The sequence below is a fragment of the Streptomyces sp. CB01881 genome, from assembly GCF_002953255.1.
Classification (GTDB): domain Bacteria; phylum Actinomycetota; class Actinomycetes; order Streptomycetales; family Streptomycetaceae; genus Kitasatospora.
This window is the reverse complement of sequence record NZ_CP026498.1, coordinates 11,273,982-11,287,477: the sequence shown is the minus strand read 5'-3', so window position 1 is coordinate 11,287,477 and position 13,496 is coordinate 11,273,982. Positions and strand designations below refer to the sequence as shown.

The window sequence follows — 13,496 nt, the reverse complement described above, 5'->3', positions numbered from 1 at the left end:
GCCACCGCCCGGGCCGCAGAACTACGCGCCCGGATCGAAGAGCTCGCCGCCGACCCGACCGAGACCGAAGCGCGGCTCACGGACCTGGCCACCACCCGAAAGATCATCGCGGAGGTCACGCCGGCGGGAACCGAATCCGAACCACCCGAGACGAACACGGCCTACCAGGCCATCGTGAACGCCTTCAACCAGCACCCCCGCCAGGCATTCCGGGCACGCGAGCCGCACGAACTCCTCGGCATGCCCACAGACGAGGCGTCCCATCACCCGCAGCCGCCTCGGACGCCTCACTCGCCAAGGCTTCCCCACCCAACCCGAACGAGGCCGCTACCAGAAACGGACTTAACGTCCACTCAGGTCTCCCCGGCTTGGCTGGCGTTGCTTTCCCTGGTTTGACTGCCGCCGCCACCCGAACTCATCGGTCCGGGGAGAGGGAATTTTCGGTGCCTCCGGCGGATAGCGGGAAATCCGCTGGCGGGCGGCGGGTGGTGCCCAGCAGGATGCCGCCATGACGAAGAGCGGAGCCCCCGGAACGGCGGCCGAAGCGGTGCGCGAACTGCGGGGGATCGCCCACGAGTGGGTCGACGGCCGCCACGCCGAGCCGGAGACGCTGATCCGGGCCGCTCTGCGCGCCCTGGTCGCCGGTGTGGACACGCCGTCGCTGTGGCTGCTCGCCTGGCTGCTCAGCGGCGAGGAGGGCCAGGCCCCGGGCCTGTTTGACCGGGTGATGGACGAGCTCGGGTTCGGCCTGGGCCCGCTCGAGGAGTACGGGGACTACTGGCAGGGCCGGCTGGCGCTCGCCCGCTGGTGGGCCGCCGAGATCGTCGGCGGATGGCTCGACCCCTTCGAGGGGGCCGGGCTCATCATCGAGAACGTGGCCGAGGCCTACGGGGAGTGCGAGGAGCTGGCGCCCATGGTCGACGCGGTGGTGGCGTCCACGGGCCGCGCCGGATCGCAGCTGCCCGCGGAGGAGGCCGCCGAGCGCCTGACCCGGGCCGCCGGTGAACTCCTGGCCCGCATCCCGTCCTAGGTCCTTTCTTTTGGTTCAGCGGGCGGACCATGAAGATGCCGGCGATGTGGAGTCCGGCCTGGTAGACGGTGGCGGTCTTTTCGTAGCGGGTGGCCAGGCCGCGCCAGTTCTTCAGGCGGTTGATGCACCGTTCGACGGTGTTGCGCTGCTTGTAGGCCTCGCGGTCGAAGCCAGGAGGGCGGCCTCCGAGCCGGCCTTTGCGGCGGCGGCGATCTGGTCGGCGGGCTGCGGGATCACCGTCCGGATGTTGCGTCGGCGCAGGTGCCCGCGGACGGCCCGCGACGAGTAGGCCCGGTCGCCAGGACCACGAGGGGTCGGGTGCGCGGCCGGCCGACCGGCCTGGGCACGCGCAGGGCGGCCATGACGTGCTCGAACGCGGGCGCGTCGCCGGCCTGACCCGGCGTGAGGTGGAAACACAGCGGGCGGCAGCGGCCGTCCGCCGCCAGGTGGATCTTCGTGGTCAGCCCGCCCCCGGGAGCGTCCGATCGCGTGACGCCCGGGTCCTCCTCGGCGGTCGAAGCCGGCCCCAGCACACCTGGCACGCCCTCACCTGCCCCGGCGCTGACGTGATTGCCCGCGGCCGCCACCGCGCCCTCCCGGTGGCGGCCACCACCCTGCCGCTGCTGCGCCGCTTCGGCGCGGGCGGGCCGGTCTGGTGACGGTTCGGCGGCCAGCGCCGGGCCACCCTCACCGAGACGCTCGACAACCCAGACGGTGACCAGCCGCTGCACGTCCAGGAGGCCGCCGGCCCGCCGCAGCCTTCACCCCGGCGGCCGGGCGCGGGCAGCAGCGGGTGCTGTTGCGGGCGTGGGCTGCCGGCTGGGCGGTGCTCTGTTCGTCGCCGAGGCCGGGGTGGCTGCCCGTACCCCGCTCCCGACTCCCGGAGGCACCGCGCGATGACCGACACCACCCGCCCCGACCCGGCCCCCGCCACCGTGCCCGGACGGCTGGAGCCGGCCCCGCAGACCGGGAGCTGGGCCGCCCGTTCCTCGACTCCCCGCTGGTGCGCGGGTCGATGTGGCTGCGCTGGTCCGGCCACGACGGCATCCGCACCCTCCACCATGACGCCGGCCTCGCCTGCGCCTGGACCGAGCGCGACATCGACGGCCTGGACGGCTGGGTGGCCCTGGACGACGGCCGGGTCGTCCTCGGCGCCCGCCCGGGCCTCGCCCTGCCGCAGCCCGTCGTGCCCGCCGAGGCGTGGCAGGTCGACGCGACGCTGCACGCCACTCTCGCCCAGCACCCCAACCGCCCCGACCACGTCCAGGAGCATGGGCTGCTCGGCGACGTCCCTCACCGGGTCCGCCGCCGGGCGGCCGGGATGACTCCGGAGACCATCCAGCAGGCCCTGCACCGGGCCCGGGACGACGAGCGCGCCGCCGACCGGTACGCCGACGCCGGTGACGAGACCGCCTTTGCCACCGCGGTCGCGGCGGGACTCGTTACTGGTGTCCAAGCCGATTAGAGGCGAGGAACCGGAAGCGGGCGCTCGCGGCCCTGAGGGCGCGATCCCCGGCCCGCCCGCACACCCCCGTTGTCCTGGCCCACTCGCTCCGGGCCCGGCCACCGACCACCACCCATCAGCCGACCACGACCTCCTGGCACGCCCAGCGGTGCAGGGTGGTCCAGGGCTGCCACGACGGCTGCCGGCGCGAGTGCGACGACGCGGTACCCATCAGCGCGACCACCGTGGAATCCGCGCCGAGCACGGCCCGCTCGGACCGGTGCGGTGGCGCTACGGCACCCGGGGCGGGACTCCCAGGCGGAGGCGCGGGCGGACCTCCACACCGGGGCCGGACTGCTCTGACACGTGCACTGGTACGTGTTTCATCCGTGGTCGTACTGTGTCGCTGGTGGGAATGTCCGGTAGGAGTTCCCATGTCGAGCGTTCCGTGGCCAAAATGTGCCCATCCAGTAATCTTGGCTGGTTATCGTCCCCGCTCAGGATCTGGCGATGGGCCAGGCCCGCAGCGGGCGGCCACGGTGTCGCGCCGCGCTCCCGTGTACTTCCTAGATCAGGCTCCAATGCGTCTCTCTCCTCCCGCCGTCAAGCTGCTCTCCACCATCGCTCTGCCGCTCGTCCTGACGGCCTGTGGGCCTACCCCCACCAAGTCCGCTGCCCCCGCCGCCCAGGCAGCCGCTTCCTCGCCGGTCGCGACGAAGGCTGACGCTTCCTCGCCGGTCGCGACGAAGGCTGCGGGCCCGAACGCCGGCCTACCGACAGGCACCCAGCTGAAGGCCCTGCTGGCGCCCGCCTCGTTCTTCCCGTCCGGCTTCGACATCGACTCGGCCGGCTCACGCGACACCGGCGACACCTACATCCAGCCGACCGCCGCCGAGGTGCCCACTCCGGACTGCACCCGGCTGGGCGGCACGTCCTGGACCGGCATCACCGGGATCACCGGTGTGTCGTTCGCCCAGAACGACTACGTCAACAAGAACACCTCCGCAGAGATCGCCCAGGAGATCGACGTCTACCAGGGCACCACCGCTCAGACAGTGCTCGGCGCGCTGGGCAAGCTCGCCCTGGCCTGCCCGTCCTTCGCCGACGCCCAGACCAGCAGCAAGACCAAGGTCACCGAGACGTCTCTCGCCGGCCTGGGTGACGAGGCGTACACCATCACGGTGACCGACTCGGCCTGGCAGAACGGTGACACCCTGATTGCGGCCCGGGTCGGCACCTCCGTGGTGACCGTGCTCGCCAACGACGGCAGCGACAACGGCGCGGCCACCGCCAAGAAGCTGAGCAGCCAGCTCGTCTCCGGGCTCAAGGCCAAGGCCTGATCCCTGACCCGTCCCGGGCGGCATCAGCGCACCTTGACGGCCCTGCCCGAGCCGGGAAGGGCCGTCAAGGCCGGGGTGCGCGGCCAACGAAAGGCGAACTCCCCGCGGTGAGACGCAGGAGCTTCGTCAGGAGATCACCCGCTCCAGAACGGCGGAACGCCGACTCCGCCAAGAGCGCGCCGCCGCCCAGCGCGAACCCCGAGACACCAGCGCCACCTACGCAAACCAGATCCAGGGCACCCTCTACGCCTACGGGCCCGAAAGGCGACGTGGGGCAGTGTTGGTATGGGGTGGCGGTGTAGACGCGGGCTGGTGTGACAGTGGGTCTGGGGTCTCCAGGTCGAACCACTTCCCCATGCTGCGGATCTCGATGCTGTCGCTGTCGCTCTCCGGTGCGGCAGCGGGGGCGTGGCATCCGCACCATGCACCATGGCGCCGGCCTCGCCCGCAGCTGGACCGAGCGCGCTGGACGGTTGGGTGGCCCTGGTCGACGGCCGGATCGTCCACAGCGTCCGCCCTGGTCTTGTCGTGCCGGAGCCCGTTGTGCACGCTGAGCCCTGGGGGGCCGGCGCGACGCTGCACGCCGCCCTCGCTCAGCACCCCAACCGCCCCGACCACCACGTCCAGGACGGGTCCGACGTCCAGGAGCACGGGCTGCTCGGCGGCGTCCGTCACCGGGCGGCCGGGATGACCCTGGAGACCATCCAGCAGGCCCTGCACCGGGCCCGAGGGGACGAGCGCGCCGCCGACCGGTACACCGACGCCGGAGACGAGACCACCTACGCCACCGCGGCCACCATCCGCGCAGAGTGGCAGCGCGTGCGCGACCACACCGCCCAGACCCGGGCCGAGCGCTACGACCCCGACCACGACACCGCCCTCCAGCACGCGCTGTGCCGTGAGCGCCACCGCCAGGACGTCGCCGCCTGCGCCCGCGAGGCCGCCCACCGCCGCCTCGCCGGCACCGCCGCCCAGCCCCTCTACACCGTCCTGGGGCGCGCGGGCCTCTACGCGCTGACCGACGACGACCACCAGGCCGTCCGCGACCTCACCCGCCACCTCGATGCGGCCACGCTGCGCCAGGTGTCCGACTGGCTGGAGCGCACCCGCGCCGCGGCCCTCGCGCTGCGCGGCGAGCAGGCCCCGCCCGCCCGGCCGACGGTGCGTCGCAGCCGGCAGTGACCGGGGCCCCTGCCACCGGCCGGGCGGCCGGGTCTGCTCAGGGCTGTTGCCGGATCAGGCGCAGTTCGACGACGGTGTACCGGTTGTACCGCTGGTCCGGGGGCGGCGGACTGTCCCAGTCGACTTCGTACAGGACGTCGCCGGGGCGGCCGCCGCGCAGCGCCGTGGTGGCGGCGATGCGTCCGTGGTGGGAGGGGAGGACCGCGTACTCCACCGCGGCCCCGACGGTCTTGCCGGTGGCGTCGCCGGGGTCGCAGATGCACGTCCGCTCACCGGGCCACCCGCAGCGCTTGGGGTGGACGGTCAGTGTCTGGTGCGCCGCCACCACTGTGCGCCTGCACTCCGACGGACGCCCCGACCTGCCCCGCCAGCACCTGCGCCCACTGCCCGGGGGCATCCCGCCCCCGTCGCTGCTGCCGCTATCCTCGCGTTCGTGATCAACAAGAGGACCGCGCGCGCGGTCGGGGGCCCGCCGACGACCGCCGGGCTGCGGGAGGTGCTCAACCGTGCCGCGCGCGTCGTGATCGTCGACGCACCAGCGGGCGAGGCCGATTCCGCCGATCGCCCGCGGACGGAGGTGACCGGTGCCGACATCGCCGACCTGGCCCGGCTGCTGGCCGTTGTGGACGGCGGCACCGGAGAGCTGTGCCTGTGTGACGGCTGGCCGACGATCACGGTGCATGGCCCGAACGGCGACCTGATCGCCTGCTGGACCCTGCACCATCAGAGCGGCCTGCGCGGGGCCGGCGACTGCGACGCCGACCTCGTCGACGGCCCGGCCCTCACCGACTGGCTGGCGGGGCGGGGCCTGACCGGATCCCGCCGGGTCCAGGAGCAACTGGCAGCCCTGAACGCTGCGCAGGACCAGCGCCGGACGCGCTGGATCCAGGCCGCACCGGCCGGCCTGACCGAGGCGGCCGCGGACGTGGCCCGACCCTCGGGCCGCGACCGCACGGCCTGGTCACGTGGACTTCGCGACGCCGAGGAGCGCCTCGCCACCCTCACCCGGCTCCACCACCCCGAGGCGACCGAGCGGATCCGCGCCCTGCTGGCCTGGGCCGGGGTCCCGGCCCGGGAGGCCACCGGCAGCCTGAAGTGGTACGACCTGGCCGTGCAGCGCCAACTGCTGGCCGAGGGTCCCGACCTCATCCTTACTGCCCTTGTCGCACGCCCCCCGAGCCCGGCCCAACTCGACGGTGCAGCCGGGCTGTTCAGCTCCACCGAATGGACCGAAGCCCACGGCAGGCAGCTGCCCGAGCCACTGCGCTCGACGCTGATCGGGCACATCGAGGCGGACGGCACCGAGCCCATGCGGTTCCGGCTGCGGCACGGCTACTACGGCGCGGAACGAACCGCCTGACCGGGCGCCGGGCTCTGATGAACCCCTATGAACCCGAGTGAGGCAGAGAGCCGTCTCCGCGCAGGCGGTGCCGCTGGTCGCCGGTGCCGGCGGTGTACGCGAGGTGGGCCGCGGGCCGGTACACCCCAGCCTTGCCGGCGGGCAGTTCGGGGGCGAGGAATGAGGTTGGGCGGGCCGCAGGCCTTGCCTTGGGCGTGGGCTTTGGTGGCGAGGGCGGCGTGGATCCGGCCGACGTCGAGCAGGTGCCGCCGGAGGGGGTGGCGCCGAGATGGGCTCCACGGCCCGGGGCGCCGGAACCTCGGGCGCGCCGCACGCGATGGCCGTCAACGAGACGATCCTTGCCTTCGTGCGTGGCGGCACTGCGCCTGGCTCGGCGGGCGGGGTCGGCGTGGTGACGTCGGGGGCGACGGAGGTCGAGTTCGCGTTGCCGGGCGGCAGGCTCCGGAGGTCGGGGTGCCGGTGTTGATGGTGAAGGTCGACCGTCCCACCATGGCCCAGGCCCGGGTGGCGGCGAAGTTCGCCGCCTACCGCGAGCTGTTCCGCGTCAGGGTCCGTGACAACGACCCGGCCCGCTCCGGCGAGGAGGCCGCCGAGCGGACGGTGCACTGGTGGCGCCGGGCCTGCCCCGGCCTCACTCGTGCCGGATATCCGCCGGTGGCCCTGGTGGTCACCGACGCCGGACCCACCGCGTTGGCTAACCGGCAGCGGGCGATCGTGGACCTGTCCGCCGACTGCTGGCGGGGCTCATGCTGGACCGTCCCCTCCCACCCAGGCCGGGACGGCCGCCCGTACCCGTCCCCGACTCGCCCCGGCGCGTTCCCGAAGGTCCGCCGCCTGCGTGTGGGGTGTGCGGGCGCGAGCGGGTGTGGTTTCCGGGTGGGGTGAGCATGGTGGGCGCTCAGCTGTTCGGTGGGTGTGCGGTCGTGCCGGAGGTCAGCCGCCAGAGTCCGGCCAGCTCGTAGTAGACGCCGTTCACCAGTTGCAACAGAAGCAGCGTGACCGGCCAGAGCAACGCGCCGAGGCCGGGCACCAGCTCCACCGGCAGGGTGTAGGCCATCACGATCCGCGCGGCGGCGTCGAGCAGCATCGCCACGCCCCAGATCGCAGTCGAGACCCGCCAGATCCGCCGGAAGGCGGGCTCACGTTCCCACAGCACGTCCCAGGAGGTGCCGTCGGAGCGGAACCGGCCCTCCAGCAGGGGGCGGCCGGCGTGGAAGAGCAGCGGGCGCCTGGCCCTGATCGAGGTCAGGAACCAGAGCCCGGCCACGCCGGTCAGCCAACCGTCCTTGGCCAGCAGGAACCGGGGGCTGCCGCTGACCAGCGCGGCTGCAACGCCGAGCAGCATGGTCCCGGCGATGAATCCCGCCATGCCCTCCAGGCTGCGGGTGCGCAGCCACTGCACCGCTGTGGTGAGCGCCGGCAGGACGGCCCCGGCCAGCAGGGCGACGAAGACGCTGATGCCGGCGGCGCGCAGGCCGTAGTACACCGCGATCGGGACCAGGACGTCCCAGAGGACGCCGAGCAGCAGGCGCCGGCTGCTGGGCCGCGGCGGCGGCTCGGGGGCGTCGCCGTAGGCACTTCGTGTGTCGGTCACGGTGTCCCCCGGGTCACGAGAAGGCCAGGGTGGTGTCGAGTTCGTGCAACTCCCCGCTCTGTCGGCCGGCCCGCGAAATCGGTTCCGGCTTCGCGCCGTTGGTCTCAGCCGGCGGGGAGCCGTGGCGCAGTGAGCCCTCGTCCGCTGCGTTCACGCAGATCCCCGATCCCCTCATCAGCTCGTCCAGGGGCAGAAGCGGTACGCGATGAGCCGGGTGGTGGAGAGCCCGGCCCGCTGTCGGACACCGGAGCCGGTCCGGCGGCGGGCCGGGAATGTCAGAGGCTTCAGTGGTACCAGGCCGAGCCGGTGCTCTGGTATTCGTCACCGGGACAGTCTGCCCAGGGCCCTTCCGGCAAACCCCCGCTGTCCTGGTGGCCCCGCTGGAGGCCGCTCCACAGCTGTCACCAGCATGCCGCCGACACTCTGAGCTGCTCAGATGCATCTTCAGGTTGTCGCAGGTGCGGATACCAGGTGGTCGATGTCGAGCTTGTGGGGGCCCACGGCCCACGGCCCCCGCCCCCGCCCCGACCGCGGCCGCCGTGCCGACTCGCAGTCGGCCGGGGCCCCGCCCTGCGCTGAGAAGCGGGGCGACCACAGGGGGCGACGCAGGTCGACCGACACTCCACCCGTGCGACTCCCCGCATCCGAGGAGGAGGACCGAGGCAATGACGGAACGTGGCAGCGTAGCAGCGAGGCCGGCACCGACGGCGCGGCGATCAGCCCGGACGGTGTCGACGGAGACGTCCTTCATCACCAGCTGGCTCACCGAGGAGGAGACGACCGGATCGTGGAGCGGGTCCGCGAGGCCCGCGCCGAGGATCCGGCGCGGGCCTGCGTGGTGGTCACCGCCGACCGCGAACTGCGCACCCGGGTGGGCGCGCGTTGGGTGCGGCCGTCACCGGCCCCCGGAGCGTCCGGGGCTGAGCCCGGGATCCGGGTCAGTGGCCAGAGCGGATCTGGAGGGCGTTGATGCCCCAGTGGATCGACGGGTCCGAGGTGTGCACGGTGAACTGGAAGTCCCGGCCGGGACGGGCGGGGATGTCCACCGAGCCGACTCCGACGGAGTCCACCGGGCACTGCACCGTGAAGTCGGCCGGAGCCAGACCGCCGACGTGCACCTGCACCGAACCGCCGCCCTGACAGCCGACGGTGACGGCGATCGGCAGCGTCTCGATCACCGAGGCCGTCACCGCGCTGCCGTTCCCGATCCAGTCGGGGATCGAGAACATGGTGTCCTCGTCCGGGGCCGGCGGCAGGATCTGGCCCGTCCCCGGCTGACCGAAGGGCTCGTCCGAAGCCGGTGCCGGGTCGGCGGGCTGCGCCGATGCCGTCCCGGCGAACGCCAGCGTCACCCCCAGCACCCCGGCCGCTGCGGTGAGCGTGCGCGTCTTCGTCCGCTTCATCGTGGTCCCCCCCCTGCTGTGTTCACGTGTCGTACCGGTGTTCGGCACACGAAGTTGATCCTAGAGCGCGGCACCGTCCGGCTGGACGACAACGTTCGCGACGGCTGGCGCGAGTACGACGACGCGGTGCCGGTCGTCGCGACCACGCCGGAGCTGCTGGCCGAGCACGGCCCCCTTGGCTCGGTGTGGTGGCGCTACGGCCGTCCTGGACGGCACTTCCTGCTGGACGCGCTGGAGAGCCCGGACACCCGCGAGGCGTACGACGAGCGGCAGAAGGCCCGGGAGGAGACGGTCCGCCAACTCCACCGCGAGCTGATGCGGACCTTGGCCTGCGCCGACTGCGGCCAGATCCCGAAGGAAGAGAGCAGCTGGGGAGTACGGCCCCCAGGGACGGCAGGAGTGGACCCGCCGCCCGGGTGGCCGCTGCTGGTCCTGCCACCAGGAACACAAGGAGCGGCTGGAACGAGAGGCCGAAGAACAGCTGGAGGCTGCTCGCACGGCGAACGCCGCGCTGCGCCCGTGCTGGACGTGCCGGGACTCGATCGGCGGGAAGGCCGGCTCGGAGCTGGAGCTGACCGAGAAGGCCGGCCCCGACCGGCTGGAGTGCCCGCAGTGCGAGGGGGACCGCGCCGAGAAGGACTTGGGCCCGCTGGTGCTGCCCGCCCCGACCAAGCGCGAGCAGGTGGCCGCGCTGGTCTCCGCCCCGAATGACCCGTGGTGGCAGGACCGGGTGCGGCACGCCAGGCTCTACCCGGTGAAGGCCCGCGTCGCGTGAGTGCCGGCCGCCGCAGCACCCTGCGGCCGCTCCTGTCGGCGGATCGGGGCGGACGGAAGGCCGGCCCCCGCCCCGGCAATGTCCGGGACACCGCCCGGATCGGCCCTGCCGGCTCGGGAACGCGCGCCTGGCTGGTCCGGCGTGGTGGTTCTCGTCGACCGCGCCGACCGCCTCCTTCTCCTGCTGCCGTGCCGCCTGTACGGAAGTGCCGCGGGAGACCGTTGCAGAGACCCCCGACTCTGCCCTGAAGTACCTTCCGCCGCGCCGTGGCCGTCGGGTTGAGTGGGACGTTGCCGACGATCCCAGGAGGGGCGGAGCCCGATGCGCAAGCGGGAGAACGAGGAAGCCACCAGGGCCGAGGCCGGCCGGGAGGCGAGGCACGCGGCCGCTCAGGACGGGCACCCACGGTCAGGACTGCTCGTCCTCCAGGCCACCGTGGGCAACGCGGCGGTCGTCCAGATGCTCCGCCGGGCCGGCCACGGCCCGGACGAAGAGGAACACCGGCACGGGGACGGCTGTGGCCACGAGGGCCCCGCCGTCCAGCCTGCCGCGGCCCCGGCCATTCAGCGCTCCTCCGTCCACAATGTCCTGCGCGGCCCCGGCCGGCCTCTGGACCAGGCCACCCGTACGGACATGGAGTCCCGCCTCGGCGCCGACTTCTCCGACGTACGCATCCACACCGGCGGCGCCGCGAAGGCCTCCGCCGCCGAGGTCGGCGCGCGTGCCTACACCTCCGGCAACGACATCGTCATCGGCGAGGGCGGGGGCGGCGCGCACACCCTCGCCCACGAGCTCACCCATGTCATCCAGCAGCGCCGGGGGCCGGTCAGCGGTACCGACAACGGCAACGGGCTGAAGGTCTCCGACCCCTCCGACCGCTTCGAGCGCGAGGCCGAGGCCAACGCCCGCGCGGTGATGAGCCGTCCGGCCCCGCAGGCCTCCTCCGACGTGCAGCGTTCGGCCAGCCCCGGGACCGGGACGGCCGGTGCGGCGGAGGCATCCGTGCAGCGCACCCTCGCGGCAGGCCTCCCGAAGGGGACCCCGGTCGTCAAGCACACGGACGAGGGGGACGTCGAGGGGCAGACGATCCTCAGTTTCGGCTTTGGGTCCTATCTGATCTCCGAGGGCACGGACGGCAAGAAGCCCCGGGCGTCCCTCAAGGACAAGTCGTGGGGGACGGTCGAGGACCGGGGGGCATCCCGCGCGGAGTACGAAGCGGCTCGCGCCCTGGAGTTGGACCCGGCGGTCCTCGCGGCCAAGCAGAAGCAGAAGGACCTCGACCTCGGCGAGAACTACCTCAGCGCCGACTACCGCCGGATCAACCCGCTCCTCGCGGCCCTCGGGCAGGTCGGCTTCACCCCCGGCGAGATCGCCACCCCCGGCTTTTCCTACAAGTCGAAGGAGAGCGAGGTCCTCGACACGTGGCGCAGTGTCGCCATGGCGCGGGGCTACGCAGACGAGCAGAGCACGGAGGCATGGGACGAGAAGCACCTCGCGGACACCTTCGACATCTTCGCCCGGATCAACGGCGTGTGGGACGACTTCACGACGCCCCCCGCGAACGCGGACGGCAACGTGGTGCGGGGCGACAGCAAGCACCTATACGAGTCGTTCGGCGGCATCCTCAAGCAGCAGGAGAGCCACCCGGACGGTGGCTACGTCTCGGTCGACCAGACGATCGAGTGGCCGGCGATCCTGTCGACCACGTACGGCGATCCGTTGACTCACACGTACGTGGCCGGCAAGGAAATCGTCTGGGATTTCGGCCTCCCGGAGGACCACCGGGGAAGGGCGCTCGGCAGGAACAACCAGTCCGAGGAGGAGATGACCTTCCCCATCGGCACCAAGATCCACATCAGCCAGATCCTCGTGCGGAGCGGCGATTTCCAGCAGGAGCGGTCGGCGAAGTACGGCGAGAGCGCGGTCGTGATCGTCTTCGCCGACATTCTGGCGGGACAGGGACCGACTCGAGGGACCTAGCCCCCTTTCGGATCTTGCCGCCCGGACCCCGCCGCTCGCTTGCGGTTTCCTTCGCGCCGGAACCGAGGACCGAGGCCGCAGCTGTCCTTGCCCGCCTGGAGCGCCCCGGCGGTCCCGTCGTCGCCGGCGGGGTCGGGCTTCGCCGTGGTCGTGGTGGCGGAGGTGGTCTGCCTGTCGGCCTTGCCCGGGGTGCTTCCCACCGCGGTCTTGAGGGCTGACGGCCGGGGTCCGGAGTGGCGGGTAGGGAGGAGTCCGTCGTTGGCGGTGCTGGCGGGCAGGGGCGGGAGGCCGGGGGCAGGACGGCCAGGACCTGCGCCGGCTCGGCGTTCAGCGCGCCGCCGCGGCCGCCGTGAGGGACCGGGGCGTTGGCCTTCGTCTCGTCGGGCATGGCCTGGCAGGCGGCTTGGAAGGCGGTCAGCAGGTTCTCGGGGACGGACTGCTGCCCGTGGACCTGCGCACGCCTGCCGCGCCCCGTGGCAGGGTCTCCCGGCCGCTCGGCGCTGGTGCGGTGGGGCGGCGGGTCATGTTCGCGGTGGAGGGCCGGTAGACGCGTGAGGCGGAGGTGTCGGGCCGGTGGTCGTACTCGCGAGCCAGACGCCGATGCGGCATCAAGGTGCCGTTCGTCTGCTCCACCACCCACCGTTTCGGCTGCGGGACGAAGCCCTTGCCCTGGTCGGCCGGGTTGCGGCGGACGACCTCGACGTCGATGTCCGGCAGAGCGCCGTGGATGACGACCTCGTCCTTGAGGCCCTGGTCCACCAGGGCCTTCTCCAGACGCATTCCGCAGCGTTCGGCGACCTGGTCGGGCAGGACGGTGCCGGCGGCGTTGTCGTGGGCGGAGGCGGCCGGGACGACGACGCCGATGATCAGCCCCATGACGTCCACGGCCAGTCCCCGCTTGTGCCCCGACACCTTCTTGTTCGCGTCCGGTCCCGTCGTGGTCTTCGGGACACCGGCGGCCGCGCGGACGGACCGGGTGTCGATGATCACGAGGGACGGGTCCCCTGATCTGCGGGCTCTCTCCCGCACCTGGCAGCGCAGGAGTTCCTGGATCCGCTGGTCGGGCCCGTCCTGGCGCCACAGGCCGAAGTAGTAGAACACCGCCGACCAGGACGGCAGGTCATGGGGCGGGTACCGCCACCGACAGCCCGTCCGGTTCTGGTGGAAGATCGCATTCACGATCTCCCGCAGATCACAGGACCCCGGATCCCCGGTCGAGCTCGGCGTCGGCGCCGGTCGGTACAGCCCCACCCGGCACGCGGTCGGCTGTGCGTATTGGTGCAGGTAGTCGAAGTGTGCCCGTGGTTGCAAGTTGGTTGAGACGTTTGGCGGATCGATTGAGATTCCCTGGATGAGCGGCCAGGGACCGGGCCTGACCGGCCCGCAAG

Annotated in this window: 14 protein-coding genes and 2 pseudogenes; 10 read left to right on the top strand and 6 right to left on the bottom strand. The window is 72.7% G+C overall.

Annotation, left to right across the window (positions count from 1 at the left end):
- Both C2142_RS38735 and C2142_RS38730 read left to right on the top strand, forming a co-directional pair.
- The coding region (locus C2142_RS38735) for a hypothetical protein (RefSeq protein WP_241003084.1) at positions 1-396 on the top strand (396 nt) is incomplete at its 5' end.
- A 112-nt stretch (positions 397-508) separates the two neighbouring features.
- Positions 509-1,030 carry a hypothetical protein gene (locus C2142_RS38730; protein ID WP_148647449.1) on the top strand — a complete coding sequence of 174 codons (522 nt, stop codon included), beginning with the start codon at positions 509-511 and terminating at the stop codon, positions 1,028-1,030.
- 43 nt (positions 1,031-1,073) lie between these two features.
- Here the strand turns inward: C2142_RS38730 and C2142_RS38725 are convergent.
- Positions 1,074-1,500 (bottom strand): annotated as a pseudogene (locus tag C2142_RS38725) (IS5 family transposase); the annotation flags it as partial.
- A 533-nt stretch (positions 1,501-2,033) separates the two neighbouring features.
- Here C2142_RS38725 and C2142_RS38720 point away from each other — a divergent pair.
- The 3 genes from C2142_RS38720 to C2142_RS38710 all read left to right on the top strand — a co-directional run bounded on the left by C2142_RS38720 (position 2,034) and on the right by C2142_RS38710 (position 4,996).
- Positions 2,034-2,495, top strand: a complete 462-nt coding sequence (locus C2142_RS38720; protein WP_148647448.1) for a hypothetical protein — start codon at positions 2,034-2,036, stop codon at positions 2,493-2,495.
- Between the two features lie 560 nt (positions 2,496-3,055).
- The gene (locus C2142_RS38715; RefSeq protein ID WP_148647447.1) at positions 3,056-3,814 is read left to right on the top strand and encodes a hypothetical protein; all 759 of its coding nucleotides are present in this window, start codon (positions 3,056-3,058) and stop codon (positions 3,812-3,814) included.
- 543 nt (positions 3,815-4,357) lie between these two features.
- Positions 4,358-4,996 (top strand): hypothetical protein, encoded by a 639-nt coding sequence (locus tag C2142_RS38710; protein ID WP_148647446.1) that lies wholly within the window; start codon positions 4,358-4,360, stop codon positions 4,994-4,996.
- A gap of 37 nt (positions 4,997-5,033) precedes the next feature.
- Here C2142_RS38710 and C2142_RS38705 read toward each other — a convergent pair whose 3' ends face one another.
- Complete coding sequence (locus C2142_RS38705) at positions 5,034-5,321, bottom strand: hypothetical protein (protein ID WP_148647445.1); 288 nt, start codon at positions 5,319-5,321, stop codon at positions 5,034-5,036.
- Between the two features lie 108 nt (positions 5,322-5,429).
- Between C2142_RS38705 and C2142_RS38700 the strand changes: the two genes are divergently transcribed.
- A complete protein-coding gene (locus C2142_RS38700; protein WP_148647444.1) occupies positions 5,430-6,356 on the top strand; it encodes a hypothetical protein in 927 nt (308 codons plus the stop codon).
- A gap of 465 nt (positions 6,357-6,821) precedes the next feature.
- The gene (locus C2142_RS38695) at positions 6,822-7,241 is read left to right on the top strand and encodes a hypothetical protein (protein ID WP_148647443.1); all 420 of its coding nucleotides are present in this window, start codon (positions 6,822-6,824) and stop codon (positions 7,239-7,241) included.
- A 13-nt stretch (positions 7,242-7,254) separates the two neighbouring features.
- Here the strand turns inward: C2142_RS38695 and C2142_RS38690 are convergent, their stop codons facing one another.
- Complete coding sequence (locus tag C2142_RS38690; protein ID WP_148647442.1) at positions 7,255-7,950, bottom strand: VC0807 family protein; 696 nt, start codon at positions 7,948-7,950, stop codon at positions 7,255-7,257.
- Between the two features lie 13 nt (positions 7,951-7,963).
- The gene (locus C2142_RS38685; RefSeq protein ID WP_153882866.1) at positions 7,964-8,104 is read right to left on the bottom strand and encodes a hypothetical protein; all 141 of its coding nucleotides are present in this window, start codon (positions 8,102-8,104) and stop codon (positions 7,964-7,966) included.
- A gap of 618 nt (positions 8,105-8,722) precedes the next feature.
- Here C2142_RS38685 and C2142_RS41375 point away from each other — a divergent pair.
- Positions 8,723-8,874: pseudogene (locus C2142_RS41375) on the top strand (NTP pyrophosphohydrolase); the annotation flags it as partial.
- 14 nt (positions 8,875-8,888) lie between these two features.
- Here C2142_RS41375 and C2142_RS38680 read toward each other — a convergent pair.
- Positions 8,889-9,353: a hypothetical protein gene (locus C2142_RS38680; protein WP_148647441.1), complete on the bottom strand. Its 465-nt coding sequence runs from the start codon at positions 9,351-9,353 to the stop codon at positions 8,889-8,891.
- A gap of 652 nt (positions 9,354-10,005) precedes the next feature.
- Between C2142_RS38680 and C2142_RS41890 the strand changes: the two genes are divergently transcribed.
- Both C2142_RS41890 and C2142_RS38675 read left to right on the top strand, forming a co-directional pair.
- Entirely contained in the window at positions 10,006-10,128 is a 123-nt protein-coding gene (locus tag C2142_RS41890; RefSeq protein ID WP_277347313.1) for a hypothetical protein, read from the top strand.
- A gap of 321 nt (positions 10,129-10,449) precedes the next feature.
- Positions 10,450-12,108 carry a DUF4157 domain-containing protein gene (locus tag C2142_RS38675; RefSeq protein WP_148647440.1) on the top strand — a complete coding sequence of 553 codons (1,659 nt, stop codon included), beginning with the start codon at positions 10,450-10,452 and terminating at the stop codon, positions 12,106-12,108.
- Positions 12,109-12,522: 414 nt separating this feature from the next.
- Here the strand turns inward: C2142_RS38675 and C2142_RS38670 are convergent, their stop codons facing one another.
- Positions 12,523-13,359, bottom strand: a complete 837-nt coding sequence (locus C2142_RS38670; RefSeq protein ID WP_148647439.1) for an IS5 family transposase — start codon at positions 13,357-13,359, stop codon at positions 12,523-12,525.
- Positions 13,360-13,496: the final 137 nt, after the last annotated feature.

Coding starts and splice junctions, on each gene's coding strand:
- C2142_RS38695 (WP_148647443.1), top strand. CDS start 6,822: ATGGTGAAGGTCGACCGTCCCACCATGGCCCAGGCCCGGGTGGCGGCG.
- C2142_RS38715 (WP_148647447.1), top strand. CDS start 3,056: ATGCGTCTCTCTCCTCCCGCCGTCAAGCTGCTCTCCACCATCGCTCTG.
- C2142_RS38675 (WP_148647440.1), top strand. CDS start 10,450: ATGCGCAAGCGGGAGAACGAGGAAGCCACCAGGGCCGAGGCCGGCCGG.
- C2142_RS38730 (WP_148647449.1), top strand. CDS start 509: ATGACGAAGAGCGGAGCCCCCGGAACGGCGGCCGAAGCGGTGCGCGAA.
- C2142_RS38680 (WP_148647441.1), bottom strand. CDS start 9,353: ATGAAGCGGACGAAGACGCGCACGCTCACCGCAGCGGCCGGGGTGCTG.